This is a genomic window from Kitasatospora sp. NPDC002543, from assembly GCF_053594915.1.
In genome coordinates, this window is sequence record NZ_JBSFWR010000034.1 from 47,173 (window position 1) to 73,431 (window position 26,259).

At 73.3% G+C, this 26,259-nt stretch carries 19 protein-coding genes; 14 read left to right on the plus strand and 5 right to left on the minus strand.

The annotated features are described in order from the left end of the window. Positions 1–194 precede the first annotated feature (194 nt). From ACWD4P_RS16835 to ACWD4P_RS16850, 4 genes are all read left to right on the plus strand, one after another. On the plus strand, positions 195–1,391 hold the full coding sequence (locus tag ACWD4P_RS16835; protein ID WP_449780090.1) for an FAD-dependent oxidoreductase: 1,197 nt from the start codon (positions 195–197) through the stop codon (positions 1,389–1,391). Positions 1,392–1,578: 187 nt separating this feature from the next. After that, a complete protein-coding gene (locus ACWD4P_RS16840) occupies positions 1,579–3,003 on the plus strand; it encodes an MBL fold metallo-hydrolase (RefSeq protein ID WP_449780091.1) in 1,425 nt (474 codons plus the stop codon). After that, the gene (locus tag ACWD4P_RS16845; protein WP_449780092.1) at positions 3,000–3,830 is read left to right on the plus strand and encodes a sulfite exporter TauE/SafE family protein; all 831 of its coding nucleotides are present in this window, start codon (positions 3,000–3,002) and stop codon (positions 3,828–3,830) included. Before ACWD4P_RS16840 ends, ACWD4P_RS16845 begins: the two co-directional genes overlap by 4 nt. A gap of 143 nt (positions 3,831–3,973) precedes the next feature. Beyond that, entirely contained in the window at positions 3,974–4,798 is an 825-nt protein-coding gene (locus ACWD4P_RS16850) for a GntR family transcriptional regulator (RefSeq protein ID WP_449780093.1), read from the plus strand. A gap of 26 nt (positions 4,799–4,824) precedes the next feature. On the opposite strand, the gene ACWD4P_RS16855 is transcribed toward ACWD4P_RS16850, so the two are convergent. After that, a complete protein-coding gene (locus ACWD4P_RS16855; protein WP_449780094.1) occupies positions 4,825–5,856 on the minus strand; it encodes a ribosome-inactivating family protein in 1,032 nt (343 codons plus the stop codon). Between the two features lie 51 nt (positions 5,857–5,907). Further along, positions 5,908–10,524: a hypothetical protein gene (locus ACWD4P_RS16860; RefSeq protein ID WP_449780095.1), complete on the minus strand. Its 4,617-nt coding sequence runs from the start codon at positions 10,522–10,524 to the stop codon at positions 5,908–5,910. A 388-nt stretch (positions 10,525–10,912) separates the two neighbouring features. On the opposite strand from ACWD4P_RS16860, the gene ACWD4P_RS16865 reads away from it, so the two are divergent. Then, positions 10,913–14,161 (plus strand): Tn3 family transposase, encoded by a 3,249-nt coding sequence (locus ACWD4P_RS16865; protein ID WP_449780096.1) that lies wholly within the window; start codon positions 10,913–10,915, stop codon positions 14,159–14,161. Positions 14,162–14,272: 111 nt separating this feature from the next. On the opposite strand, the gene ACWD4P_RS16870 is transcribed toward ACWD4P_RS16865, so the two are convergent. Then, a complete protein-coding gene (locus ACWD4P_RS16870) occupies positions 14,273–14,866 on the minus strand; it encodes a DedA family protein (RefSeq protein ID WP_449780097.1) in 594 nt (197 codons plus the stop codon). Beyond that, a complete protein-coding gene (locus ACWD4P_RS16875; RefSeq protein ID WP_449780109.1) occupies positions 14,863–15,606 on the minus strand; it encodes a class I SAM-dependent methyltransferase in 744 nt (247 codons plus the stop codon). Before ACWD4P_RS16875 ends, ACWD4P_RS16870 begins: the two co-directional genes overlap by 4 nt. Positions 15,607–15,748: 142 nt before the next feature. On the opposite strand from ACWD4P_RS16875, the gene ACWD4P_RS16880 reads away from it, so the two are divergent. From ACWD4P_RS16880 to ACWD4P_RS16895, 4 genes are all read left to right on the plus strand, one after another. Continuing rightward, positions 15,749–16,900, plus strand: coding sequence for a sensor histidine kinase (locus tag ACWD4P_RS16880; protein ID WP_449780098.1), 1,152 nt, complete (start codon positions 15,749–15,751; stop codon positions 16,898–16,900). Beyond that, on the plus strand, positions 16,897–17,547 hold the full coding sequence (locus ACWD4P_RS16885; RefSeq protein WP_449780099.1) for a response regulator: 651 nt from the start codon (positions 16,897–16,899) through the stop codon (positions 17,545–17,547). Before ACWD4P_RS16880 ends, ACWD4P_RS16885 begins: the two co-directional genes overlap by 4 nt. Before the next feature lie 258 nt (positions 17,548–17,805). Beyond that, positions 17,806–18,759 (plus strand): recombinase family protein, encoded by a 954-nt coding sequence (locus ACWD4P_RS16890; RefSeq protein ID WP_449780100.1) that lies wholly within the window; start codon positions 17,806–17,808, stop codon positions 18,757–18,759. Positions 18,760–18,940: 181 nt separating this feature from the next. Next, entirely contained in the window at positions 18,941–19,081 is a 141-nt protein-coding gene (locus ACWD4P_RS16895; RefSeq protein WP_449780101.1) for a hypothetical protein, read from the plus strand. 75 nt (positions 19,082–19,156) lie between these two features. On the opposite strand, the gene ACWD4P_RS16900 is transcribed toward ACWD4P_RS16895, so the two are convergent. Continuing rightward, positions 19,157–20,773: an MFS transporter gene (locus ACWD4P_RS16900; protein ID WP_449780102.1), complete on the minus strand. Its 1,617-nt coding sequence runs from the start codon at positions 20,771–20,773 to the stop codon at positions 19,157–19,159. A 331-nt stretch (positions 20,774–21,104) separates the two neighbouring features. Here ACWD4P_RS16900 and ACWD4P_RS16905 point away from each other — a divergent pair, with 331 nt between their 5' ends. From ACWD4P_RS16905 to ACWD4P_RS16925, 5 genes are all read left to right on the plus strand, one after another. Further along, positions 21,105–21,854 carry an alpha/beta fold hydrolase gene (locus ACWD4P_RS16905; protein ID WP_449780103.1) on the plus strand — a complete coding sequence of 250 codons (750 nt, stop codon included), beginning with the start codon at positions 21,105–21,107 and terminating at the stop codon, positions 21,852–21,854. 220 nt (positions 21,855–22,074) lie between these two features. Next, positions 22,075–22,392 carry a GNAT family N-acetyltransferase gene (locus tag ACWD4P_RS16910; RefSeq protein ID WP_449780104.1) on the plus strand — a complete coding sequence of 106 codons (318 nt, stop codon included), beginning with the start codon at positions 22,075–22,077 and terminating at the stop codon, positions 22,390–22,392. 211 nt (positions 22,393–22,603) lie between these two features. Then, a complete protein-coding gene (locus ACWD4P_RS16915) occupies positions 22,604–23,686 on the plus strand; it encodes an LLM class flavin-dependent oxidoreductase (protein WP_449780105.1) in 1,083 nt (360 codons plus the stop codon). 18 nt (positions 23,687–23,704) lie between these two features. Continuing rightward, on the plus strand, positions 23,705–24,328 hold the full coding sequence (locus tag ACWD4P_RS16920) for a CE1759 family FMN reductase (RefSeq protein ID WP_449780106.1): 624 nt from the start codon (positions 23,705–23,707) through the stop codon (positions 24,326–24,328). A gap of 267 nt (positions 24,329–24,595) precedes the next feature. After that, positions 24,596–26,122 (plus strand): FMN-binding glutamate synthase family protein, encoded by a 1,527-nt coding sequence (locus ACWD4P_RS16925; RefSeq protein WP_449780107.1) that lies wholly within the window; start codon positions 24,596–24,598, stop codon positions 26,120–26,122. Positions 26,123–26,259: the final 137 nt, after the last annotated feature.

Below are 26,259 nucleotides of genomic sequence, written 5' to 3' on the forward strand. Positions count from 1 at the left end.
GCGGGCCCGAGCGCGCCGGCCGCTCTGCCGGTGGACGCCCGGCTGCCGTCATCGCGGCCCTTTCCGGCTTCGGACGTCCCCGGCCGTGCCTCACAGGCAAATGTACGGACAAATAATCTCGATGGCTTGCATGGGATCGCGACGCAGGCCTACTTTAATGTCCGTACATTTACGCAGGGAGGGCAGGGCTCTTGATGACCAAGCACCACCGGATCGTGATCATCGGCGGCGGGACCGCGGGGATCTCCGTCGCCGCCCGGCTCCGCCGGGCCGGTGAGCGGGACGTCGCGGTGCTCGATCCGAGCGATCGGCACTACTACCAGCCGCTGTGGACGCTGGTCGGCGGCGGGCGGGCGCCGCTGTCGGAGAGCATCCGGCCGCAGGCCTCCGTCATGCCCAAGGGCGTCGCCTGGATACGCCGCGCGGCCGTCGCCGTCGACCCCGAGGCCCGGGAGGTGGCGCTGGACGACGGCTCCGCCGTCTCCTACGACCACCTCGTGGTCTGCCCCGGCATCCAGCTCGACTGGGACCGGGTGCCGGGCCTGGAGGCCGGGCTCGGCCGGGACGGCCTGTCCAGCAACTACCTGCCCCAGTACGCCCCCGCGACCTGGCGCTTCATCCGGGAAACCCGCTCCGGAAGCGCCGTGTTCAGCATGCCGACGGGCGCCGTCAAGTGCGGCGGCGCCCCGCAGAAGATCGCCTACCTGGCCGCGGACCACTGGCGCCGGCAGGGCGTGCTCGGAAAGATCGACGTCCACCTGGTGATCCCCGGCGCCGCCATCTTCGGGGTCCCGGAGTTCGCCCGCGTCCTCGAGGGCGTGGTGCGCCGGTACGGCATCAAGGTCCACTACGGGAGCGAGGTCACCGGGGTGCGCCCCGAGGCCCGCGAGGTGGTCGTCACCGACCTGGCGACCAAGGGGACGACGACCCTGCCGTACGACGTCGCCCACGTGGTGCCGCCGCAGAGCGCCCCGGACTGGATCAAGCGCAGCCCGCTCGCCGGTGCCGACGACCCGGCCGGCTACGTCGAGATCGACAAGCACACCATGCGGCACGTCCGCTACCCCAACGTGTGGGCGATCGGCGACGCCGGATCGTCCCCGAACTCCAAGACCGGCGCCGCCGTCCGCAAGCAGGCGCCCGTACTGGTCGAGAACCTCCTCGCCACCGTCAACGGCCGGGAGCCCAGGGCCTCCTACGACGGCTACTCCTCCTGCCCGCTGACCACCGCCCGCAACAAGATGCTGCTCGCCGAGTTCGACTACAGCGGGCGGCCCACCCCCTCGATCCCGGTGATCGACACCGTCCGCGAGCGCACCGACATGTGGTACCTCAAGCGGCGCGGACTGCCGTTCCTCTACTGGAACCTGATGCTCCGCGGGCTCGCCTGACCCGTACCGGGCCCACCGTCCTGTCCCGCACCGCCACCGCACGCCGATGACGCCCGTCGACGACGCCCGTCGACGACGCCCGCCGACGGCGCGTGCCCGCCTGCCCGCGCGACCTCCCGCCGACCGTTCACCGCCCCCGCCGTCCAGGCCGCGGGGCACCACCACCGCCCACCCTCAGGAGCCCCGGATGACGACCCCCGCCGGACCGCTGGTCTTCGTGCAGTTCTACCTCGACTGCCTCTCCCACGCCTCGTACCTCGTCGGCGACCGCACCACCGGCCGGGCCGTCGTGGTCGACCCCCAGCGTGACGTCCAGGAGTACCTCACCACCGCCGAGCAGCACGGCCTGACCATCGAGCGGGTCATCGAGACCCACATCCACGCGGACTTCCTCTCCGGCCACCTGGAGCTGGCCGAGCGCACCGGCGCGCGCATCTCCTACGGCTCCGCCGCCGCGCTGGACTTCGACACCGACCCCCTGGGCGACGGCGAGCACCTCGCCCTCGGCGAGGTCGACCTGGAGATCGCGCACACCCCGGGCCACACCCCGGAGTCGATCTGCGTCGTCGTGCGCGAACACGCCGACGACGCCGTCCCGTTCGGCGTGCTCACCGGCGACACCCTGTTCATCGGCGACGTCGGCCGCCCCGACCTGCTCAGCTCGCGCGGCCGCTCCGCCGAGGAGATGGCCCGCCTCCTCTACCGTTCCACCCGTGCCCTGCTCGCCCTGCCCGACGACACCCGGGTCTACCCGGCGCACGGAGCCGGCTCGGCCTGCGGCAAGAACCTCTCCGCCGAGCTGAGCTGCACGATGGGCAACCAGCGCCGCGGCAACTACGCGCTGGCCGACATGACCGAGGACGCGTTCGTCGCCGTGGTGACCGAGGGCCAGCCCTCCGCGCCCGCCTACTTCGCCTTCACCTCGGTGCGCAACCGTCAGGCCCGTCCGGTCCTGGACGAGTCCGCCCCCGTCCCCGCGCTCACCCCGGAGGCGTTCCTGGAGGCCCGGGCGGCCGGCGCCACCGTGCTGGACACCCGGGACCCGGAGGCCTTCGCCGCGGTCCACCTGCACGGCGCCGTCAACATCCCGCTCGGCGGCCGGTTCGCCGAACTCGCCGGCCAGGTCCTCGACGCCCGGGACACCACCGTGCTGTGCGGCGACCGGGACACCGCGACCGAGGCCCGGACCCGCCTGGCCCGGATCGGCTTCGACCGCGTCCTGGGCGCCCTGGCCGCCCCGGTGGAGGCCGTCGGCGCGGCGCACCTGACCTCCGCCGGGCGGGTGGATGCCGACGTCCTCGCCGACCAACTGACCCTGAACGACGGTGACTTCGAGCTGCTGGACGTGCGCGGCCCGGGCGAGATACGGGAGCGGGGCACGATTCCCGGCGCCCGGCTCGTCCCGCTGCCCGAACTGCTCGCCCGCCTGGGCGAACTGCCGACCGAACGGCCGCTGACCGTGGTCTGCGCGGGCGGTAACCGCTCCTCGGTGGCCGCCTCCGTGCTGCGCGCCCGCGGCTTCGAGGCCACCGACCTGCGCGGCGGTTTCGCCGCCTGGCGGGGCGAGGTCGCTCACCCGGCCGGCCCGGCCCAGGACGGCGTCCCGGCGTGAGCGTCCTGATCACCGCTCTGCTCTGCGGAGCCGTGGTCGGGCTGGCCCTCGGCGGGCTGGGCGGCGGCGGGGGAGTGCTCGCCGTCCCGGCCCTGGTGTACCTGCTGGGCGTCGCGCCCGCCGAGGCCGGGACGGCCAGCCTGGTCATCGTCATCGCCACCTCCGCCACCGCGCTCGCCCGCCACGCCGGCACCGGCACCATCGACTGGCGGACCGGCTCGCTGTTCGCCGCGGCCGGGGTGCTCCCCGCCGTCGGGGCGTCCGCGCTCGCCCACCGCATCCCGCAGTCGGTGCTGACCTCCGCGTTCGCCGTCCTGGCCGCCGTGGCCGCCGCGGCGATGCTGCGCGGCACCCGGACCGCGCAGCCCGTGCCGGGCGCGACGCCCGTGCCGAGCGGGACGCCCGGAGGCGCCGTCGACGACGGTGCCGCCGGCCGGCCCGGGAAACGCGCGGCCCGGGGCGGGCCCCTGGGGACGGTGGCCGCCGGAGCGGGCCTGGGGGCGGTGACCGGGCTGCTGGGGGTCGGCGGCGGCTTCCTCGCCGTACCCGCGCTGGTGTCGGTGCTCCGGCTGCCGATGCGCAGGGCCGTCGGGACCAGTCTGGTGGTCGTCCTGATCAACTCGGTCGTCGCCCTCGGCACCCGGCTGACGGTCACGGGCGTGTCCCTCGACCCGGCGGTCTTCGGGCCCTTCGTGGGCGCGGCCGTCCTCGGGGCCTGGGACGGCAGACGGCTGGCGGGCAAGCTCTCCGGCGCCGCACTGCAGCGGGCCTTCGCCGTCGTCCTGCTCGCGGTGGCCGCCTGCATGCAGATCGGCGTCCTCGCCTGACGGCGCACCTCCCCTGTGCCCGCCTCCCGCTGACCGGCCCCGGCGACCGGCCCCTCGGCGACCGGCCCCCGGCCCTCGGCGCCCGCCTCCACCGGCGGGCGCCGATTTTGTGCCGCCGCCCCGAAGGTACGAACATTCACTGCGTGTCCCGCACGACCCAACCGACCCCTGACCCCCAGGACGGCACCGTGACCCCCGAGCCCGGCCCCAGGCCCCTCACCCGATCCACGGGCAACCCGCTCTGGGCACAGCTGCGCGCCGACCTGCTGCGCCGGCTCGACGAGGGCGAGTTCCGCGACGTCTTCCCCGGCGAGCACGACCTCGTCGCCGAGTACCGGGTCAGCCGGCACACCGTCCGCGAGGCCCTGCGGAAGCTCCGCGAGGAGGGCCTCGTCTCCGCCCAGCGCGGCAGGGCCTCGCGGTTCACCGCGAGCCGCCCGCTGGAGCAGGACGTCGGCGAGGCGTACAGCCTGTTCCGCGCCGTCGAGGAGGTCGGCGCCGTCCAGCGCAGCGTCGTGCGCGCGCTCGACCGGCGCGCCGACGGCGTCATCGCCGCCCGGCTGGGGATGGAGGAGTCCACGCCGCTCGTCTACCTCGAACGCGTCCGCCTCGCGGACGAGGAGCCGCTGGCCGTCGACCGGATCTGGCTCCCCGCGGACGTGGCCCACCCGCTGCTGGACGTCGACTTCACCCACACCGCGCTCTACGACGAGCTCGAACGCCACTGCGGCAGCCGGATCTGCGGCGGCTGGGAGCGCATCCGCGCCGTGGTCCCGGGCCGCGGGGAGCGCATCCTGCTCGACTGCCCCGAGACCACCGCGCTGCTCGCCATCGACCGGCTCGGCCACGACGCCGACGGACGCCTGATCGAGTGGCGCCAGACGCTCGTCCGGGGCGACCGCTTCGCCGTCGCGGCCGCGTTCTCCGCGCACGACTACCGCCTGGGCGCCCCGGTGCAGACGCCCTGACGGGACGGACACCGCGCCCCGCGGCGTTACGTCGCGGGCGGCAGACAGGGCGGGTAGGGGGGCTTCTTGGGCGGCTTGTCCTTGAACACCCCGCCGCACTCCCCGTACCTCCTGGCGTTGCCGTTGTAGACGGCGAGGACGTCGAACACCGTCGGTGTCCCGCCCCTGCGGTAGACGAACCGGGGGGATGACGGCGACCCGATGTCGAGCTTGTCCGCCTTGTACGTCGCCGCTTCCTGGGTCTGGCCGGCCTTCCGGGTGTTCCAGAAGGCGTACTTCGTCATCGTGGACCAGTTCAGGAGGTAGTCGTACTGTTCCACGCTCAGCGTGGTGAGCGCGCCCTGGGTCCCCCACGTGGCCGCGACCGCGCCGGCGACCGCGGCGAACCGGGCGGCCTCGGCGAAGAGCACGGCCGGCTGGCAGAGTTGGCTCCTGTCGGCCTTCTCCGCGTTCCGGGCGAGGGCCAGGACCGCCTTGTTCAGACTGTCGACGGTGATCGGCAGCTTCCCGTTCGTGATGTCGGGGCAGAGCTTCGCGTACTGGGCGCTCGTGATCTCGGGAGTGTTGTCGGGGAAGGGGTACCGGCGCCAGGTCTCACCGGCCTCTTCGAGCTTGACGTACTTCTTGGTGGCCTCGTTGTACAGGCCGATGATGTAGAGGTCGTCCTTGCGCATCAGGAAGGTGACGCGCGTCGTTCCGTCGAGGCCGGCGACCCGGAGCCCGACGAAGTCGTTCTCCGTGTACTTCGTGGGCGGCTGGGGGCTCGGCTGGGCCTTCCTCTGGTCCGTCGACGGACTGATGTGTACCGTTCTGCCGGTCCCGTCGGAGGTCACCGCGTCGACGGCCGGCGCCACGGCGCGGCGGATCGACGCCACGTAGTCGGTGTAGGCCGGGCCGTCCGCCCACTGCCGGGCCCCGAACTCCAGGGACACCGGAGGAAGGGCCTCCGGGGCGGGCGGCGGGTCGGACGGCGCGGTGGCGGAGCAGGCGCAGAGGAGCGCGGCCGCGAGCGCGGTGACGAGGGCCGCCCGGGGCCGGGGAACGGGGGGAACGGGCATGGGTGACGTCCTTCCGGGGCTCGGGAGGCCCTGCGGATCGGGTGCGACGGGTCAGGTGGCCGGGCCCTCGACCGTTGTCGTGGCCGGGGTGGGGGCGGGCGGGATCGCGGCGCCGGTGCCGTCCTTGAGCACGGGGGTGGCCGTCAGGGTCCCGGCGGCGGTGACCCTCCCGGTCAGGGTGACGGTCTGTTCGGCCATGGCGGCGAGCACCGGGACGGCGAGGGTGAGCGCCGTCCGGCCGTCGGGCGTGGTGATCCGGGCGGTGGTGGAGCCGTGGTCGGGGGCGAACCCGGCGCCCTCCAGGGTGACGTCGAAGGTGGCTCCGCGCGCGGTGGCCCGGCCGGTGTTGGTCAGGTTCCAGACGTGGGTGACGTTGTCGCCGACCCGCGGCGCGGTGGGGGAGACGGCCGTGGTGATCAGGACCCGCGGGTCGAGGACGACGGGCACCGGGTCGCTGCCGCCGGAGAGTCCGGTGGTGGTGCCGACGGTGGCGGACCGGGTGACGGAGGGTTTCCGGTCGCCCGGGTCGGGGCCGACGGCGATCCGGACGGCGATCTGGGCGGCTTCACCCGGCGCGACGTCCCCCACCGGGACGGTCCACCGGCCGGGGTGCCCGGGGTCGACGGTGCCGCCGCGCGGGAGGGTGTCCACGGTGGCGTCGAGGAAGGTGAAGTCCCTGGGGAGCGTCAGCACGAAGGAGGTGTTCCGGGCGCTGGACGGGCCGTCGTTGCCGAGCGACCAGACCAGCCGGGTCTCGGCGCCGGCGGCGACCGGGTACGGGAGTTGGAAGGCGTCGATCCGTACGGCGCTGCGGACGGTGACGTCCAGTACGGCGGTGTGCTCGACGAAGTCCGCGCCGTCGGCGCGGAGCCGGGCGACGACGGCCAGCGGTTCGCGGCCGTTGGCGGTGGTGTCCGTCTGGGGCTGTACGCGCGCGGTGACCCGCACCGTCTGCTTCTCCCCGGCGGCGAGGCCGTCGAGGCCGACGACCAGCTGTCCGTCGCTCTGCGACAGCGAGGAGGCGGGCTTGCCGTCGACCCGGACCTCGGTGGCGGTGAGCTCCGGCGGGAGGACGACCCGGAGCGCCGCGGGGCCCGTGGCGCAGGCGCCGGTCCGGCCGGCCGTCCAGGTGAACGCGACGGTGGCACCGGCGTCGACGGCGCGCTGCTTCGCGGTGTCCGCGTCGGGGGTGAGGACCAGGACGGCGTCGGAGTCGATCTCGACGCGCGCCACCGCCTCGGGCAGGTCCTTGACGGTGGCCCGGCCGCTCACCGGGCCCGGCGGTCGGGCGAGGTCGTCGACGCCGGCGGTGCCGGTGGCGGTCACGGTGACGGGAACACCCGGTTTCACGTCGGGCAGGGGTGTCGTGCCGGGGCCGCCGGACGTGCCGGCGCCATTGGAGACGGTGACCTTCGGACTGCCCAGCTCCGGGGGCAGAACGAGCTCGGTGGTGGCGCCGGAGGCCACCGAGGGGCCGAGGTTGACCACCGTCCAGACCAGCGAGGCGGATCGGCCGACCGTCACCGGGCTGGGCCTGCCGGTGCCGGTGACGGTGAGCGTGCTCGCCCGGGTGACCGGGACCGGATGGATCGTGCCGGTGGCCTCGGCGGTACTGCCCGCCTTGGCGGTGGCGGTCACGGCGGGAAGAGGAGTGCCCTCCTCGGCAGTCGGGTCGACGAGGACCGTGACGGTGACCGTGTCCTGCCCGCCCGGCTCCAGCCGGTCGATCGTCGGCCAGACGATCTTCTTGCCGTCCTTCGTCGGGGCTCCGGCGTGCGAGGAGGAGAGGTAGGTGGTGGAGGACGGCAGCTCGGCGGTGAGGTCGATCCTCTCGGCGGCCGGCCCGCCGGTGTGGGTGAGCGTCCACACCAGGGTGAGGTCGCGCCCGGCGATCACCGGGGAGGGGACGGCCGTGCCGGTGAGGATCGACGCCGGCTTGAGCTCGGCCGTCAGGGTGTTCGTGACCTTGGGGGCGTCGGCGGCCCGGGCCCGGGCGGTCGCCGCCAGGGGGCCGGGGGTGCCCTGGTCGACGGTGGCGGTGGCCTCGATCGTCAGCGACGCGCCCTTCTCCAGGGTGCCGAGGCCGTCGAAGACGAGTTCGCGCTTGTCCTCGTGCCAGGCCGCCTGCTGCGAACCGCCCTCGGTGACCTTGCCGGTCGGGGCGGTCAGCCCCTCGGGCACGGTGATCGTGGCGGTGACCGAGGAGGCGGAGGAGGGCCCCTTGGCGGTCAGGACCCAGCGGTAGGTGACCGGCTTCCCGGGATCCGCCGGGTTCGGGGTGACCGTCCCGTTCAGGTCCAGGTTCGAGGTGACCTCGACGGTGGCGGTGGCCGTCCTCCAGACCGGGTAGGCCTGGGCGGAGACGGCGTACGCGCGCGCGGACAGCTCGCCGGTGGCGCAGTCCCCGACGGTGGCCCGGACGGAGACGGACCGCGACGTGCCCGGGCCGAGCTCGGAGATCCAGCCGGTGATCACCCGGGGTGTCGGGAGGGCGTTCAGGCCGTCGACCTTCGTCGGGGTGATGTCCTCGGGCAGGGTGAGGGTGACGCAGACGTTCTTGGCGGCCACCTTTCGGCCGGTGTTCTTGAGGGTCCAGGAGTAGGTGAGGTCCCCACCGGGCTCCACCTTCTCCGGGTCCGCCTTCGCCTCGGTGAACTTCAGACCGGTGGTCCTGTTCTTCTCGTCCTCGTCGTCGTTGTGGTCGTCCTTCCCCTCGTTGTCCCCGCCGCTCGCGCCACCGCCGAACGGGGGCGGGAGGCTGATCGCGGGGAAGCCGGAGGGGAAGTGGTTCGCGGGGCGCTTCTTCTTCTCGGCGGGGACCTCGACGGACTGCCGGACCTCGGTCGAGCCGGTGCCGGTGAACCTTCCGATCACTTCGACCTCGCCGCCGTCCGTGCTGCCGACCACGGTGCCGACGGTGAACCAGCGGCCGTGCGGGTCGGGCGGCAGGTCCACCGGGTCGAGCGTGGCCTTCTGGTCCGTGTCGAGGGTCAGTGCCTTCGGGAGGTCCACCGTGCGGACGACCTTGCGGGCGACGGACGGGCCGGTGTTGACCACGTGCCAGGAGAGGGCGAGCTGGTCCTTCTCCTGGACGGCGGTAGGGAAGCACCGGGTCTCGGTGATCCTGAGTTGGGCCTTCGCCGTCACCTGGGCCGTGGACGGGGCCTCGGCGGTGGTGGCCGGATTCCCGGTCTCGGGATCGGGGGTCTTCGCGTCGGCCCGGGCGGTGGCGATGAGCGCGCCGAGCACGTCCGGGGCGGGCCAGGCGGTGACGGTGAGGTCGATGGGGCGGTTCGGCGCCAGGGCGCCCAGGTCCCATGCGAGCTCGGTGCCGGCGGGGGTGTTCTTCCGGGTGGCCGTCGGCTTGGCGGAGACGAAGGTGGCGTTGGACGGCAGGGTGGCCCGTGCGGTCACCCCGGTGGCCGTGGAACTCCCGGTGTCGGTGAGCGTCCAGCGGAAGGTCGCCGGGTGGTCGCGGTCACCCGCCACGACCGAGGGCGGGTCCGTGGGAGCGCCCCGCAGGGCCAGCTCGGCCTCGGCGGTGACGGTCGTGCTCGTTCGGGAGGCGTCGAACGCGATCGGCCTGCCGGTCGAGGCGTCCAGGGTCGAGGCGGAGACCGTTGCCCCGACGGTCAGTTCGCCGATGGCGTCGGGGGAGACCTTCGCGGTGACGGTGACGGTCACCTCCCCGGGCTCGACCGTGGGCAGTGTCCAACGGACGCTGCCGTCGTTGCGGAGCACACCGTGCCGAGTGGCGGAGACGAAGGCCAGGACCGCGGGCAGTGCCGCGGTGACGGTGAGGTCCCGGACGGCCGAGGGGCCATCGTTGTGGAAGGTCCACGTGAAGGTGACCCGGTCCCGACCGGCGACCGCGGTCGCCGGTCTGGCACCGGCCTCGGTACAGGTGAGCGTGGCGAGTTCCTTGAGCGTCAGGGTGACGGGGACCGCCGCGCTGGTCGCCGGCTTGCCGGTGGCGTCCGTCGTGTCGGACGCGGCGACCGCGGTGGCGACCAGGGTGTCCTGGGCCTTCGCGGAGGCCTGCGCCGTGACCGCCACCGCGCGCGGTTCCTTCGGGGCCAGGAAGCCGAGCTGCCAGAGCACGGTACCGTCGGCCTGCAGGGCGCCGTCCTCGGTGGCCGATTCGAAGACCACTCCGGCCGGCAGGGTGGCCCGTACCGTCGTGTTCCCGGCGACGGACGGCCCGCCGTTCTCCAACTGCCAGCGGAAGTCGACGGGTTGCCCAGCGGCCACCGTGTCCGTGTCGGGGTTGCCGGACAGCTTCAGGTCCACCCGGCCGGTGGGAATGATCGCGAGGGCGGTCCGCAGCGGCTGGTCGGCGGCGGCGATGATGAAGTAGGGGTGCACGGGGACCGAGGTGTCGGTCGGCTGGACCCGGAAGGTCACCACCGCCCTGGTCCTGGCGCCGGGATCCAGGGGCGGCAGCGTGTCGTCGTTCGGGTCGGACTGGCTGCCGGCCTTCCGGCCATCGATGGTGAAGTCGACGAAGTCCAGGCCGGCGCCCGCGTCCCAGCTGCACGGGGTGGCGTCACTCCGGACGGAGCCGGTGTTCGTCACCGTCCAGGTGACCACCACCGTCTCGCCCCCGGCGGGGTCGGGCGGCTGAACGTCGTGTTCCAGGGAGAGGCCGTCGGTCTCCAGGCGCGTCATGCTCCTACTCCTCCTCGTGGACCCCGCGCGGCGGGAAGGACGGCCCGTGGGAAGCACCGGGCGGGCGGGCTCCTCCGCTCTCCGGCGCGGACGGCTTCGCGGAGGCGACGCCGCCGTACCACGGAGCCGGAGGCGCCCCGCAGCGCAGTTGTCACTGTACGAACGGTGTGTGGAGGCCGCCCGGCGAGGCGTCCACTCGGGGGTCCGGCCAAGGTGCCTGCGAAACCCACATTGAGATGATCTTGAAGCCTTGATCCGCCGGCCGGGTCCCCATGAGCGGATCAATATCATCTGGCGTTCTTCCATGTCCTGGCTTGGGGCGTTCCGGTCCCCGCCCGTCGCTCTTCCATGACGATGCCCACCGCGCGGGTGTGCTCCCGTGGTCGTGTTGGCATCGGAGTTGGGCGGTCAGTGGGACATGACGTCGATCGAGCGGACGGCGTATCCGCGGTTCAAGCGGCTGATCACCGCGCGTGAGCTGCACCTGTTCTTCTCGCCGAGCCGTGAGGAGGTCGCGTGGTGCCAGGAGCGCGCGGACAGCGAGGACCACCAGCTGTCGCTGCTGCTGCTCTTGAAGTCCTACCAGCGGATGGCGCGCTTCCCGAAGTGGGAGGAGGTACCGGACACGGTGGTCGACTTCGTCCGCAAGGCGGTGGAACTGCCGGAGGGCACCGCGCCGGGCCGGTACGCCTCGGTGCGGACGGCGGAGGCCCACCGCGGCCTGGTCCGGGCCCGGGTCGAGGGAATCCGGTTCGACGCGGGTGAGGCCCGGCAGGTGGCGCGCGAGGTGATCCGGGCCGAGGCCGGCTCGAAGAACAACCCGGCGGACCTGATCAACGTGGCGCTGGAGCAGCTGGTCCAGAAGGGCCTGGAGCTGCCGGCGTTCTCCACGCTGGACCGGATGGCGATGAGCATCCGCACGGAGGTGAACAGCGACATCTTCACCCGGGTCTACGAGCGGGTCGGCGAGGAGGAACGGGCCGGGTTGCTGCGGCTGCTGACCGTGGTGGGGCTGGACCGCAAGACGGTGTTCAACCAGCTCAAGCAGTCCGCCCAGCGGGCTACCTGGTCGAACATGAGGAAGCTGGCGGACCACCGCAAGTGGCTGGACGGCCTGGGCGAGACCGGGGTGTGGCTGGAGGGCCTGGCGGCGGGGAAGATCGCGGACTTCGCCGGGGAGGCGGAGGTGGCGGACGCGGGCGTGTTGCAGGACTATGCGGAGGTCAAGCGGGTCACGCTGATCGCGTGCCTGGTCCACAAGGCCCGGATGCGGGTGCGCGACGACCTGACCACGATGTTCGCCAAGCGGGTGGCGATCAAGGCGAAGCGGGCCCGCACCGAGCTGGAGGAGATCCGCAGCCGGCAGCAGGCGATCGTGGAGGGCCTGATCGGCAACTACCGCACGCTGCTGCGGCAGGTGGACACGGACGGGCCCGCGCAGAGGGCCCGGGCGAAGGCCGGCGCGCTGACCAAGGAGACCCTGGACGCGCTGGAGGGCCTGGACGAGGCGGCCGGGGCCTCGGAGGTGAACCGGCGCCTGAAGCGGCAGGTCGCGGCGGCGTTCCTGAAGCTGGCCGAGGGCCTGATGGTGCAGTCCAACGGCCTGTTCAGCGTGACCTCGGCGGTGGACGGCTTCGGCGGGTTCGACGCCCAGTACGCCCAGATCGAGAAGGTCTCCGCCCACCACGGCGACAACTGGGAGGTGCTGATGCACGGGCACCTGAAGGCCGACCGCTCGGTGATGCTGAACCTGCTGGAGAGCCTGGACCTGGTGGCCACCAGCGAGGACAGCCGTGTGCTGGACGCCTTCAGGCACCTGCTGCGGTTCCGCAACTCGCGCGACTACATCCCGGTGCGGGGTGTGGACGACAAGGGTCGCGACACCGGGGTGGTGGACATCCGCTTCGCCACCCAGAACTGGCAGAAGATCGTGCGGGACCGGACCCGCCCGAACTCGTACGTGCGCCGGCACTTCGAGGCGATGGTGCTCTTCAACCTCGCCGAGGAGCTGCGGTGCGGGGACATCGCGGTCCCCGGCTCGGAGGAGTACGCCGACTGGAGCCGGCAGCTGCTGGGATGGCGGGAGGTGGAGGAGCGGCTGCCGGCCTACCTGGTCGAGGTGGGCTTCCGCGAAGCAGGCGACGGGACGCCGTTCGACGCCGCCGCGTTCCGGGCCCAGCTGCAGGACCGGCTCACCGAGGCCGCGGCCGCTGCGGACTGCGGCTACCCGGAGAACGAGGGCCTGTTCATCGACCCGAAGACCGGGGTGCCCACGCTGGAGAAGTATCGGGCGGACGAGCGGCGCCCGAGCGCGGTGAAGCTGGAGCAGGCCATCAAGGCCCGCCTGCCCGAGCGGTCGCTACTCGGGGTGCTGGCGCGCACCGCGTACTGGATCGAGTGGTGGCGGCGCTTCGGGCCGGCCTCCGGCCACGACCCCAAGCTCAAGGACGCCTTCGGCCGGTACGTCATCACGACCTTCGTCAACGGCACCAACATGGGCCCCTACGAGGCGGCCCGGCACATCAGCGGGGTGAGCGGGCACGAGCTGTCGGCCACCGCGAACCGGCACTTCACCGTCGCCAAGCTGAACCAGGCGATCACGGACGTGGTCAACGCCCACGGCCAGCTGGACATGTCCCGGGCCTGGGGCGACGGCACGGCGGTGGCAGCCGACGGCACCCACATGGACACCTACCTGAACAACCTGGTCGCCGAGACCTCGATCCGCTACGGCCGGCCCGGCGGCATCGCCTACCACCACGTCGCCGACACCTACATCGCGCTGTTCACCCACTTCATCCCCTGCGGCGTGTGGGAGGCGGTGTACATCATCGAGGGGCTGCTGAAGAACGAGTCCGAGATCCAGCCGACCACGATCCACGCGGACACGCAGGGCCAGAGCTACCCGGTGTTCAGCCTGGCACACCTGCTGGGGTTCGAGCTGATGCCGAGGATCAGGAACTGGAAGGACCTGGTGTTCTTCCGGCCCACCCGGCAGACCTCCTACGTCCACATCGACGCGCTGTTCGGCGAGGCGGGGCGCAACGTCATCGACTGGGACCTCATCGAACACCACTTCAAGGACCTGATGCGGGTCGCGCTGTCGGTGCGCGAGGGCACCGTCTCCTCGGTGCTGCTGCTGCGGCGCCTGCGCTCCGGGTCGCGCAAGAACGCCCACTACGCGGCGTTCCGCGAGGTGGGCCGGGTGATCCGCACCATCCAGTTGCTGCGCTACCTGACCGATCCGCAGATGCGCCGGCGGGTGACGGCCGCGACCAACAAGGTCGAGGCGTACAACGGCTTCTCCGAGTGGGTGCGGTTCGGCAACCGGGGCGTCATCACCGACAACGACCCGGTCGAGCAGGAGAAGGCGGTCAAGTTCAACGCCCTGCTCAGCAACTGCCTGATCTTCCACAACACCCTGGACATCGCCCAGGCGGTGCGCGAGCTGCAGGCCGAGGGCTGGAAGGTCGAGCCGGAGGACCTGGCGGAGGTCTCGCCCTATCTGACCGAGAAGATCATGCGGTTCGGCGAGTACTCCACCCACGAGCTCGACCTGGCGCCGGAGGCGTACGAGCAGCACCTGGACGTCGACTTCACCAAGTTCGACCCGCAGAACCACACCGAGGCTTCCTGACGGTCCGCCCCGCTGCCGGCCTCGGTCGGCCGACCGACGTCAGAGCCGCACAGTGTGATGCCGTGCCGGGTGTTTCGGGCAGGACGGCACCATTCGGGCTGGACCGGGCAGCTACCTGCGCTTCCTCAGCCACAGAACCACACCCACGATGACCGCGAGGGCGACGACGCCAAGGACGGGACCGCCGAGGGTGAGAAGGCGCTGAAGGGAGGTCGCGGCGAGGTATCCGGTGCCGGCTTCGGCGGCGGCCCACAGGCCGGCGGCGACGGCGCTGTAAGGGGCGATGCGCCGGTAGGGCAGCCGGGTGGCGCCGGCGAGGTGGGGGGTGAGGGTGCGGACCATCGGCAGGAAGCGACCGAGGAAGACGGCGCGGCCCGCGTGGCGGGTCATAAGGGTTTCGGCGTGCTGCCAGGCGGCGGCGGGGATGCGGGCTCCGATGCGGCCGGTGCGCAGGCGCTCGCCCAGGAAATCTCCGGTGCGGTGGGCGAGGTAGTCGCCCACGACCGCCGCCCCGGCGGCGGCCGCGATGACGAGGGGAAGGCTGACGGTGCCGGCGCGGGCCATGGCGCCGACCGTCAGCAACAGGGCGAGGGTGGGGGTGAACGCGCCCAGCAGCAGGGCCGACTCGGCGCAGACGACCAGGGCGAGCACCGCGTACACGGCGATCGGAGGCAGGTGGGCGAGGGCGTCGGTAAGGAAGTTCATCGCCGGACACCGGCCCGTCGGCTGTCTCGTCTGAGGGAGACATTGTGCGTGCGCTCCCGGTCACCGGGGGTCTCGGGGCGCCGCAGTTCCCAGACGTGGGCCGGGGGCAGGTTGGCGAGGACCGTCCAGCGGCCGGCGGCGTAGCGGTGTTGGTAGGCGGTCATGATCTCGTCGACGGCGGCGTGGCGGCGCGTTTCGGCGCGGGAGGAGAACAGGGTGCGGGCCTTGCGGGTGCCGAGGTAGGCGAAGTAGGAGAGGGTGCCGCCGGGGTGCAGGAGGTCCATGTAGCGGGCCATGATCTTTTCGACCTGGTCGGGGGTGAAATTGGTGAGCGGCAGGCCGGAGACGATGACGTCGTAGCGGCGGTCGGTGTCCAGGTCCTCGACCAGGGCCTGGTGGACGGTGACCTGGGTGTGCCGGGCGGCCCGGGTGTCGACGAGGTGCCGGAGCCGGGGGGTGAAGCGGGGGTTGGCCTCGACGACGTCGAGGCGGCTGCCGCGGGGCAGCTGGGGCAGCAGGGCGCTGGTGACCGCGCCGGTGCCGGCACCGGCCTCCAGAACGGCCAGTGGGCGCGGGGCACGGACGCGGACGGGGTCGGTCAGGGTGCGGGCCAGGGCCTTGCCGCTGGGGGCGATGGCGCCGGTGGTGCGCAGGTCGCGCACGGCTTCCCGCAGGAACGCCCAGCCATCCGTACGGGTGCGTGTCGCGGCGGTGGCCCGGTTCGTGTCCTGCTTGTCGATGTGGTTCATGGATTCCACGGTAGGAACCGGGAAGGGGCCACGGTTCGGCCGTTGTGCGACGCCTACCCCCTACGAAAGTAGGGGTGTGGCGGTAGCCGATCGTCGCGGGGTGCCCGCGGTGGCGGTGCCTACGATCGGCAGGGTGAGCACACGATCAAGACCCGGCTGGGCAGCCCTGACACGCGCGGTGTTCCTGGCGCTCCTGGTGACGGCCGCCACGGCCAACGCCTCGACCGTGGCCGGCGGCCGCTACACGGTCCCGGTGTTCGCCGTGGCGCTGGTGTGCGCGGTGGTCCTGACGGTGCCCGCGTTGCGGTGGCCCGCCGCGCCCGCTGTCGCCACCGCGGCCGTGGCCTGGTGGGGGTGGCCCCTCGCACCGCTGCTCGCGGTCGCCTCGTTCGATCTGGCGCTCGCCCGCCGCACGCGGGTCGCGCTGGTCTGCATCGCCGTCGCCCTGAGCGCCAACCTGCTCGGCGTCGAGGCCACGTCCGTGTGGAACGGGCGGCAGTGGGTGGCAGCGGTGACCGTCCTGCTGTTCGCGCTGGTCGTCGGCCTGTGGCAGGGCAACCGCCGGCGCCTGCTCCAGACGCTCGCCGACCAGGTCGAGCACCTGCGCACCGAGGCCCGGCTGCGTGAGGAGGCCGCCCGCGCCGCGGAGCGGGCCCACATCGCCTCCGAGATGCACGACGTCCTCGCCCACCGCCTCAGCCTCATCGCCCTGCACACCGGCGTCCTCGTCACCCGCAGCCCCGACCTCCCCGCCCCGGTCGCCGAACGCCTCGCCCTGCTGCGCGGCGCCTCCACCGAGGCGCTGGCCGACCTGCGCGAGGTCCTCGGCGCTCTACGCGAGCCTGACACCGCAGGCGAGGGCGCCGCGCTCGAACCGGCGATACGGGAGGTTCACGATCTGGTCGAGCAGGCGCGCGCCGCCGGACAGGCCGTCGAGCTGACGGTCGACGGCCAACCGGAACAGGCCCCGACCACGCACCGCCTGGCCGTCTACCGCATCGTCCAGGAAGCGCTGACCAACGCCCGCAAGCACGCCGAAGGCGCCCGGGTCACCGTGCGCGTCGACTACCGGCCGCCCGCGACCCGCGTCGAGGTCACCAACAGCGCCGGCGTCCCCGGCGCGAACGCCTCCTCCGGCTCCGGCTACGGACTCGTCGGCCTGCGCGAGCGCGTCAGCGCCCTGGGCGGCGACATGGACACCGGACCCGCCGGAGCGGGCGCCTGGCACCTGGCGGCCCGCCTTCCCCACCCCACCACCCTCGACCAGAACGGCCCCCGCCCATGATCCGCGCGATGATCGTCGACGACGACGCCCTGGTCCGCCTCGGCCTGACCGACCTCCTCGACGGCGACCCCGGCATCGAGGTCGTCGCCCAGGCCGCCGACGGCCTCCAGGCCGTCGAACAGGCCACCGCCCACCGCATCGACGTCGCCCTCGTCGACGTCCGCATGCCCCGCATGGACGGCATCACCGCCACCGCCCGCCTGCGCGCCCTGCCCCACCCCCCGAAGGTGATCACCCTGACCACCTTCGACCTCGACGAGTACGTCTACAACGCGCTCGCCGCCGGCGCCGACGGCTTCCTCCTCAAGGACACCGACCCCGTCGAGATCCTGCGCGCCGTCCACCTCGTCGCCGCCGGCTCCGCCATGCTCCACCCCGCCGCCGCCCGCCGCGTCATCGACCGCTACCACGCCACCAACCGACCCGTCGCCGCCTCCGCCCAAGCCCGCATCGAACGCCTCACCCCCCGCGAACGCGACGTCCTCGCCCTCCTCGCCCAAGGCGAGACCAACGCCGACATCGCCACCCGTCTGGCCATGCGCGAAAGCACCGTCAAAGCCCACGTCAGCCGCATCCTGACCACCCTCGACGTCACCAACCGCGTCCAGGCCGCCCTCCTCGCCCGCGACGCCGGCCTCACCACCTGACCGCACAGCCACCGCTCCCAGCGGCAAAACACCGGGCGCCCGAACGAACACCGGCCCGGTCCGGAGCGACCGACCTGCCTGCCCCACGCAGTGTCGTGCTCAGCCCCCGCCGGCCTCTCACAAACGACCCTTTCCGGGAGCAAGATCGGAAACGGTCGCCAGGGGCGGCCGGGACGCCCGATCGGTTCTCAGAACTCGTTCTCACTCAAGTAACGGCGGACCCCTGTTCTGGGAATGGTTTGTGAGAGAATTTCGGGCGTGACGGACCCTCAGGACACCACCAACAGCGACGCCGACGACGTCGAGCGCCACGACTGCCCGCGCTGCGGTGTCCAGCCCGGCTCACCCTGCCGATCCCGCTCGGGCGCCGTCGCCGGGATCTACCACACCGGCCGGTTCAAGAAGGTGGCCCGGCTCGCCAAGCTGCTGCGGGTGCCGACCCCGGCCGACCGCGGCCCCGGCCAGCCCTGGCGGCCCGGTACCCCGCCGCCGTCCGCGCCCGAGACGGACACCCCCGGCGCGGACATCCGCATCGGGTACGCCCGGTGCAGCCACCTCACCCAGGAACTGCAGTCGCAGCTGGACGCGCTCAGCGCGCACGGCATCCCGCGCGACAAGATCTTCTCGGAGAAGATCAGCACCCGCATCCGGGTCCGCCCCCAGTTCGAGGCCGCCCTCACCCTCGCCCGCGAGATCAAGGCCCACGCCCCGCACTGCCGGGTGCTGTTCACCGTCTACGAGATGAAGCGCCTCGGCCGCGACGCCGCCGAGCTCACCGCGCTGGCCGACCACCTCACCGCCCACGGCCTGGTCCTGGAGATGCTCGCCGGCCCGCTGCCCGGCATCTACGACCCGTCCGGCCCCGGCCGGATGCTCTTCGGGTTCTTCGCCGCGATGGCTGAGACCGAGCGTGAGAGCATCCGCGAAGCCACCCTCGAAGGACTCGACGCCGCCGCCCGCAAGGGCAAGCACGGCGGCCGGCCGCCCGTCATCACCGACGACATGCTGCACACCGTGCTGCGGCGCCGGGCAGGCGGCGAGTCCGTCGAGCAGATCCGCCCCGACCTGATCATCCCCACCGGCAAGCGCAAGGGCCAGAACCCCGGCCTGGCCAGCATCTACCGGGCGCTCGCCGAGCACGAGAAGCGCCAGGCGTACCCCGAAGCCGTCGCCCAGGCCCAGGCCGACTTCGCCGCCCTCCAGACCAACTGACGGCAGATCGGCCTACAAGATCATCTCAATGTGGGTTTTGCAGGCACCTTGGCCGGACCCCACTCGGGGGCTCGTGGTGGCGACCGCCGGCGGGGTGCCGGAACCACCAGCCTGTTCCTGGTCGACCGGAACGGCCTGCTGACCGAGACGAAGGCGACGGGCGACGGCCGGTGCGCAGCGGGTGGCCGAGGGCTCCGAGCCGGCGGTGGTGGACCACGACGGCGTCACCCGCGTCTACACGGTCCGCCGGAGCGACGGGAAGCTCCAGGAGACCGCGCTGCGGAACGGTGCGTGGAGCACCGCGGTCGTCGAGTCGGGGTGAGCGGGGTGCGCGGGAAGGCCCGGACGGCGCCGGCCGTTCGGGCCTTCCCGCTCGCCCCGGGCCGGCGCCGCCGCCTCAGTCGCCGCGCCGGTGCGCCGTCACGGCGTGGACGACGGTCGGCTCCCCGGTGAGCAGTTCGCGGGCGTCGGCCTCGAAGACGTGGTCGGTGCCGGTGTAGCGCTCGTGGTGCTGGGCGCAGTGCTCCGACCACGAGACCACGGTGAAGGTCTCGACGAACCGCTCCGGCCGGGCGGCGTCCCGGTACAGGCCCCAGGTGACGGCGCCCGTCCGGCGGCGGGAGGCCTCCACCTTCCGCATGGCCGCGACGAACGCCGGGGCCCGCTCGGCCCGTACCTCGTACGTCACGGTCACCAGGACCGGCCCGTCCTGCGGCGCCGGCTCGACGGCCAGCCGGGGTTCGGGCCAGGCCTCGGAGAGCGTCGGGTCGTTCCGGCCGCCGAGCAGGGGCAGCCGGCGCAGCGACAGCGCCCCGCCGAGGAGGGACAGCGCGGCCAGGAGCATCGCCGCGGACACCCCGGCGTGCTGCGCCACCTGACCCCAGACCAGCGAGCCGACGGCGCTGCCGCCCTGGAAGACGAGCAGGTAGAAGGCCGAGGCGCGGGCCCGCACCCACGCCGGCAGGGCGACCTGGAGGCCCGCGTTCAGGGTGGACAGCGCGGTGATCCACGCCGCTCCCGCCAGGACCAGGGCCGGGAAGGCGATCAGCACGCTCCCGCCGACGGCCAGGGCCGCCAGCGCGCCCGCGAAGGCGGTCCCGGCGAGGGCGAGCGCGCCGTCGCCGCCGACCCGCCGCGACACCGCCGGCAGTACCGCCGCTCCCGCGACCGCTCCCAGCCCCACCGCGCCCAGGAGAACGCCGTAGCCGGCCGCGCCGAGACCGAGGGACTCGTGGGCGGACACCGGCAGCAGCGCCCACAGGGCGGAGGCGCCGGGCACGAACAGGGCGCTGCGCAGCAGGATCCGGCGGATCCGGGGTGCACTGCGCACGTACCGGCCGCCGGCGCGCATGGCCGCGAGCAGGTGCTCGCGCTCCTGGCCCGACCGGGGCGCCCGCTCCCGGGCGCCGGCCCGCCAGCCGGCGAGCACGGCGAGGATCGCGAGGAAGGAGGCGGCGTTGACGGCGAAGGTCCAGCCCACCCCGAGGGCGGCGACGAGGAGCCCGCCGAGGGCCGGGCCGACGGCGCGCGCGAGGTTCATGTTGACCGCGCCCAGCGCCGCGGCCTGGCGCAGCTCCTCCCTCGGCACCAGCGAGGGCTGCACCGCCTGCCAGGCCGGGCCGTTGAGGGCGTTGCCGCAGCCCAGGAGGAAGGTGAGGGCCAGCAGCGTCCAGGGCCCGAGCACGCCCGTGAAGGCCAGTGCGGCCAGTGCCGTGGCCACCACGGCCATGGCGGCCTGCATCACCAGCAGCAGGCGGCGCCGGTCCACGAGGTCCGCGAGGACGCCGGCGGGCAGGGCGAGGAAGAGCACCGGCAGGCCGGCCGCGAGCTGGACCATGGACACCTGGGCCGCGCCGTGGCCGACCAGCAGCCACTGCGCCCCGACGGTCTGCATCCAGCTGCCGACGTTCGAGGTGAACTGGGCCAGCCACAGGTCGCGGAAGACGCGTCGGCGCAGCGGCGACCAGGCCGAACCGCTCGCGGTGGCGTCCTGTCCGTCATCGGTCCCGGTCATCGACGCACCACTCGTCCGCTCCGTTCTGTTGCGCCCTGTCGGGCGGTGCCGGGTGAGCCCCCGGCTCCCTGCCCCCGGGAACGCTAGGGCCGCGGGCCGCGGCGGGCTTGACCGTCAGCGCCCACCGCTGTGCCGACCCCGCACACCTGCGGGCGGCATGGCCCCCGGCCCCCGTTTTTGCTACAGATCGAGGAAGGTTCGCCGGGCGATCCCTACGCCGGTCGGTGGCCGGAGGGCCCGGTGCGCCGGGAGAATCGTCCCCCGTGGGTCGCCGCGCATCCCTTGGCGGCCCACGGGTTCCGGACTGTCCGGTGCCGTTCGAAAGGCAGCCATGCACCCCACCCGGCCCACCGTCGTGCTCGTCCACGACGGCTGTTCCGACGCCAGCAGCTGGTTCGGCGTCATCGCCGAGCTCCACTGGCGCGGTCTGACGGTCCTCGCCGCCGCGAATCCGCTGCGGGGGCTGGCCCATGACGCCGCCTACCTGGTCTCCGTCCTCGCGGGCGTCGAGGGCCCGGTCGTCCTGGTAGGCCACTCCTACGGGGGTGCGGTGATCACGGAGGCCGGGGCGGTGGCCCCGAACGTGGTCGCGCTGGTCTACGTGGCCGCGTACCTGCCCGACGTGGGGGAGAGCCATGACGTGCTCGCGGGCCGCTTCGCGCCGTCGCCGCTCATCCCGCGGCTGCGGCGCACGGAGTTCACCACCGGCGGCACCGGGCGGGCGGCGGAGCTCACGGTGCCCGCGGAGTGCTTCCGGCCGTTCGTCGCCGCGGACCTGGACGAGGAGGTGGCGCAGGTCCTGGCTGTGCTCCAACGGCCGGTCGCGGAGCGGGTGTTGACGGACGCGCCGACGGCGGCCGGCTGGCGCACCCTGCCGACGTGGGCCCTGGTGACGGGTGCCGACCGGGCACTGCCTCCGGCGGTCCAGCGCTTCACGGCCGAGCGGGCCGGCGCCACCGTCCTCGACCTCCCCGAAGTCTCCCACAGCGTGGCCGTCTCCCGGCCGACCGCGGTCGCGGAGCTCATCCACGACGCCGTCAGGGCGGGTGCCGCCGCGCACTTCCGGCCCGGCCGGGAGTGACGGGGCCCCGAGCCGGCCCCGAGCCGGCCCCGCCGCAGGAGCCTCCGCTCGTCGGCGGGCTCCACCCCGCGGGCTCCACCCCGCGGGCACCACCCGTGCCGGTGGTGCGGAAGACAATTGTTGATGATTAAACTATAGTGAGCGTGGCGCCGCCGCCCGTGGAATCGCTCCCGGTGCCGTGCACGCCGACGGCGATCAGCCGCAACCCGCAGGAGGAACGATGGAACAGCCCGTCAGCGACAACGTCAGCGACAACGCCGAGAAGTCGCGTTTCGAGATCAGTGACGGCGGGGAGCTCGCCGGATTCGCCGAGTACCACCGGTCCGGCGGCGAGATCGCCTTCATCCACACCGAGATCGACCCCCGGTTCGAAGGGCGCGGCCTGGGCGGCCGCCTGGTGCGCGCGGCGCTGGACACGGCACGCGAGCAGGGGCTCGCCGTCCTGCCCTACTGCCCCTTCGTCCGCGGCTGGATCACCAAGCACCCCGAGTACGCCGACCTGGTCCCGGCCTCGCACCGGGCGCGCTTCGGCCTCTGAGGCACCCGGCCGTACGCCGAACGGGTTCGGGCCCCGGGTGGGAGACCACCCGGGGCCCGAACCCGTTCCGCTGCGCGGGTCCGCCGGCCGCCGATGTGCGCTGCGGGGCAACCGGCCATGCGCTGCGAAGACCCCCGTCCGCCGTCCACCGCCTAGGTTTCGCCGGGTGGCCCGGCCGGGCCGCGTCCACGCAGAGGAAAGGTGACAGCCCATGCAGTTCGGGATATTCAGCGTCGGTGATGTGACGGTCGATCCGACCACGGGGCGGGAACCCACCGAGCGCGAGCGGATCAAGGCGATCCTGGCCATCGCGCTCAAGGCCGAGGAGGTCGGCCTGGATGTCTTCGCCCTCGGCGAGCACCACAACCCGCCGTTCGTCCCGTCCTCGCCGACCACCATGCTGGGCTGGATCGCCGCGAGGACCGAGCGGATCGTCCTCTCCACCGCGACCACGCTGATCACCACCAACGACCCGGTGAAGATCGCCGAGGACTACGCGATGCTCCAGCACGTCGCCGACGGCCGCGTCGACCTGATGCTCGGGCGCGGCAACACCGGCCCGGTCTACCCGTGGTTCGGCCAGGGCATCCGCCAGGGCATCCCGCTCGCGGTCGAGAACTACGCGCTGCTGCACCGGCTGTGGCGCGAGGACGTGGTCGACTGGGAGGGCCGCTTCCGCACCCCGCTGCAGGCCTTCACCGCCACGCCCCGGCCGCTGGACGGCGTGCCCCCGTTCGTCTGGCACGGCTCGATCCGCAGCCCCGAGATCGCCGAGCAGGCCGCCTACTACGGCGACGGCTTCTTCCACAACAACATCTTCTGGCCCCAGGAGCACACCCGGCGGATGGTCGAGCTCTACCGCGAGCGCTACGCGCACCACGGCCACGGCACGCCCGAGCAGGCGATCGTCGGCCTCGGCGGCCAGGTGTTCATGCGGAAGAACTCCCAGGACGCGGTGCGCGAGTTCCGCCCGTACTTCGACAACGCGCCGGTCTACGGGCACGGGCCCTCGCTGGAGGAGTTCACCGAGCAGACCCCGCTGACCGTGGGCAGCCCCCAGGAGGTCATCGAGCGCACCCTCGGCTTCCGCGAGGCCGTCGGCGACTACCAGCGCCAGCTGTTCCTGATGGACCACGCCGGCCTGCCGCTGAAGACGGTGCTGGAGCAGCTGGACATCCTCGGCGAGGAGGTCGTGCCCGTGCTCCGCGAGGAGTTCGCCAAGGGCAGGCCCGCGACCGTTCCCGACGCCCCCACCCACGCCGCGCTCCGGGACGACGTCCCCGCCGCCTCCTGACCAGGACGGACCTCCCTCATGGAAACGACCTCGCCGACCACCCTCGCCGTGATCTCGGGCGGGCTCAGCCTGCCGTCCTCCACCCGCCTCCTGGCGGACCGGCTGACCGACGCCGCCTCCGCCCAGCTGACCCGGTCCGGCCGTGAAGTCCGGGTGCTGCTGCACGAGTTGCGCCCGTTGGCGACCCCCATCTCGCACCACCTGCTCTCCGGCTTCCCCTCGAAGGCGCTGGGCGAAGCACTGGAGGAGGTGAGCAGGGCGGACGCGCTGATCGCGGTGTCCCCGATCTTCTCGGCCTCCTACAGCGGCCTGTTCAAGTCCTTCTTCGACCTGCTCGACCCCGGAGCCCTGGCGGGCAAGCCGGTGCTGATCGCCGCCACCGGCGGCACCGCGCGCCACTCGCTGGCCCTGGAGCACGCCCTGCGCCCGCTCTTCGCCTACCAGCGCGCGCTCGTCGCGCCGACCGCCGTCTTCGCGGCCTCCGAGGACTGGGGCGGCACCGGCGACAGCCACACCGACAGCCTGCCGGGGCGGATCGAACGGGCCGGGGCGGAGCTCGCGGCGCTGGTCCTCGCGGCCCGGGCGACCCCGCGACCGGCCGACGGCCCGGCGGTGACCCCCTCCGCGCTCGGCTTCCACTGACCCGGCGCACACCCCGGCTCCCGCTCCGCTCCCGCCGTCACCTCCGCGACGGCGGGAGCGTCCGGCGCTCCGGGGGGGCACCTCCCGGGACGGGCGGTCGCGCGGCGACGGTCGGCCGGTGCGGCCGGGCGGACGGGCCCGTGGCGCGGACCGGGCCCTGGCGGCGGGCGGGCGGGGGCGGCCTCTTACCATCGGTTGGCACTGTTCGACGGACGCCGGTGCCGGCCCGGCCGGGTGCCTGCCGTCCGACACCGAGGAGGAACCCTCATGCAAGCCCGGAAGATCGGGGCGGCCGCCGCGTCGGCGGTGGCGCTCCTGGCAGCCCGTGACCTCGTGCAGAAGAAGCACGCGCTGCTCCGGAACTTCCCGGTGGTCGGGCACGCCCGGTACCTGCTGGAGCGGATCGGGCCGGAGCTCCGGCAGTACATCGTGACCTCCAACGAGGAGGAGCGCCCCTTCAGCCGTGACCAGCGCACCTGGATCTACGCGTCGGCGAAGGAGGAGAACAACTACTTCGGTTTCGGTACCGAGGTCGACGTCGCACACGTCCAGGGCCACGCCTACCTGAAGCAGCGCACCTTCGCCGGGCCGCTGCCCGACGCCCACGACCCGCAGGCCGCCCTGCCCTCGGCCAAGGTGCTGGGCGGGCCGCGCGGGCGCGCCAAGGCCTTCCGGCCGGCCAGCGTGGTGAACATCTCGGCGATGAGCTTCGGGTCGCTCTCCGGCGCGGCCATCACGGCCCTCAACAAGGGGGCGGCGCAGGCCGGCGCGATGCACAACACGGGTGAGGGCGGCCTCTCGCCGCACCACCGCAACGGCGGCGACCTCGTCCTCCAGCTCGGCACGGCGTACTTCGGCTGCCGCAACGAGGACGGCAGCTTCAACCTGGAGAAGCTGAAGGAGGTCGTCGCCGGTGCCCCGGTCAGGGCGATAGAGATCAAGCTCTCCCAGGGCGCCAAGCCCGGGCTGGGCGGGATGCTCCCGGGTGCGAAGGTGACGCCGGAGATCGCCGGGATCCGTGGCATCCCGGTCGGCAAGGACTGCGCCTCCCCGTCGCGGCACACCGCCTTCGGTGACGTCGACTCGATGCTCGACTTCGTCGAACTGCTCGCCACCGAGACCGGCGTCCCCGTCGGGGTCAAGAGCGCGGTCGGGGACCTGGGCTTCTGGCAGGAGCTGGCCGCGCTGATGGCGCGCGGCGACCGCGGGGTCGACTTCGTGACGGTCGACGGCGGCGAGGGCGGCACCGGGGCGGCGCCGCGGATGTTCGCCGACTCGGTGTCGCTGCCGTTCCGGATGGGCTTCTCCCGGGTCTACGGCACCTTCGCCGAGCTGGGGCTGACCGATGACCTGACCTTCATCGGCTCCGGCAAGCTCGGTCTGCCGGAGAACGCCGCGGTCGCCTTCGCCCTGGGCGTCGACATGATCAACGTGGCCCGTGAGGCGATGCTGTCGATCGGCTGCATCCAGGCGCAGAAGTGCCACACCGACAAGTGCCCCACGGGCATCGCCACCCAGAACCCGTGGCTGGCCCGGGGCGTCGACCCGGCCTCGAAGTCCGCCCGGGCCGCGGTCTACCTGCGCACCCTGCGCAAGGAGCTGTTGAAGGTCTCGTCCGCCGTCGGCGTGGCGCACCCGGCGCTCATCACGGCCGACGACATCGAGATCATGAACGGCGACTACGAGGCCCGCACCCTGGGCGGGGTCTACGGCTACAAGGAGGGCTGGGGTGAGCTCGGCCCGCGGCTGGCCGAGGAGATCACGGCGCTGATGACCGCGGGGCCGTCCGCCTGACGCCCCCGCCGCCGGCCTCCGGCCGGTGGTCCGGCGGCCGGTGCCGGGTCCCGACCGGGACGCGGCCGTGACGCCGGCTCCGGCGCGCACACGCCCGACCGCGGCTCAGTACGGGTGCACCCCGCCCAGGTGCGGTG

Excerpts from the sequence above, each read along its gene's own strand:
- ACWD4P_RS16835 (WP_449780090.1), top strand. The coding sequence starts at position 195 with ATGACCAAGCACCACCGGATCGTGATCATCGGCGGCGGGACCGCGGGG.
- ACWD4P_RS16840 (WP_449780091.1), top strand. The coding sequence starts at position 1,579 with ATGACGACCCCCGCCGGACCGCTGGTCTTCGTGCAGTTCTACCTCGAC.
- ACWD4P_RS16855 (WP_449780094.1), bottom strand. The coding sequence starts at position 5,856 with ATGCCCGTTCCCCCCGTTCCCCGGCCCCGGGCGGCCCTCGTCACCGCG.
- ACWD4P_RS16860 (WP_449780095.1), bottom strand. The coding sequence starts at position 10,524 with ATGACGCGCCTGGAGACCGACGGCCTCTCCCTGGAACACGACGTTCAG.
- ACWD4P_RS16870 (WP_449780097.1), bottom strand. The coding sequence starts at position 14,866 with ATGAACTTCCTTACCGACGCCCTCGCCCACCTGCCTCCGATCGCCGTG.
- ACWD4P_RS16885 (WP_449780099.1), top strand. The coding sequence starts at position 16,897 with ATGATCCGCGCGATGATCGTCGACGACGACGCCCTGGTCCGCCTCGGC.
- ACWD4P_RS16900 (WP_449780102.1), bottom strand. The coding sequence starts at position 20,773 with ATGACCGGGACCGATGACGGACAGGACGCCACCGCGAGCGGTTCGGCC.
- ACWD4P_RS16905 (WP_449780103.1), top strand. The coding sequence starts at position 21,105 with ATGCACCCCACCCGGCCCACCGTCGTGCTCGTCCACGACGGCTGTTCC.
- ACWD4P_RS16910 (WP_449780104.1), top strand. The coding sequence starts at position 22,075 with ATGGAACAGCCCGTCAGCGACAACGTCAGCGACAACGCCGAGAAGTCG.
- ACWD4P_RS16915 (WP_449780105.1), top strand. The coding sequence starts at position 22,604 with ATGCAGTTCGGGATATTCAGCGTCGGTGATGTGACGGTCGATCCGACC.
- ACWD4P_RS16920 (WP_449780106.1), top strand. The coding sequence starts at position 23,705 with ATGGAAACGACCTCGCCGACCACCCTCGCCGTGATCTCGGGCGGGCTC.
- ACWD4P_RS16925 (WP_449780107.1), top strand. The coding sequence starts at position 24,596 with ATGCAAGCCCGGAAGATCGGGGCGGCCGCCGCGTCGGCGGTGGCGCTC.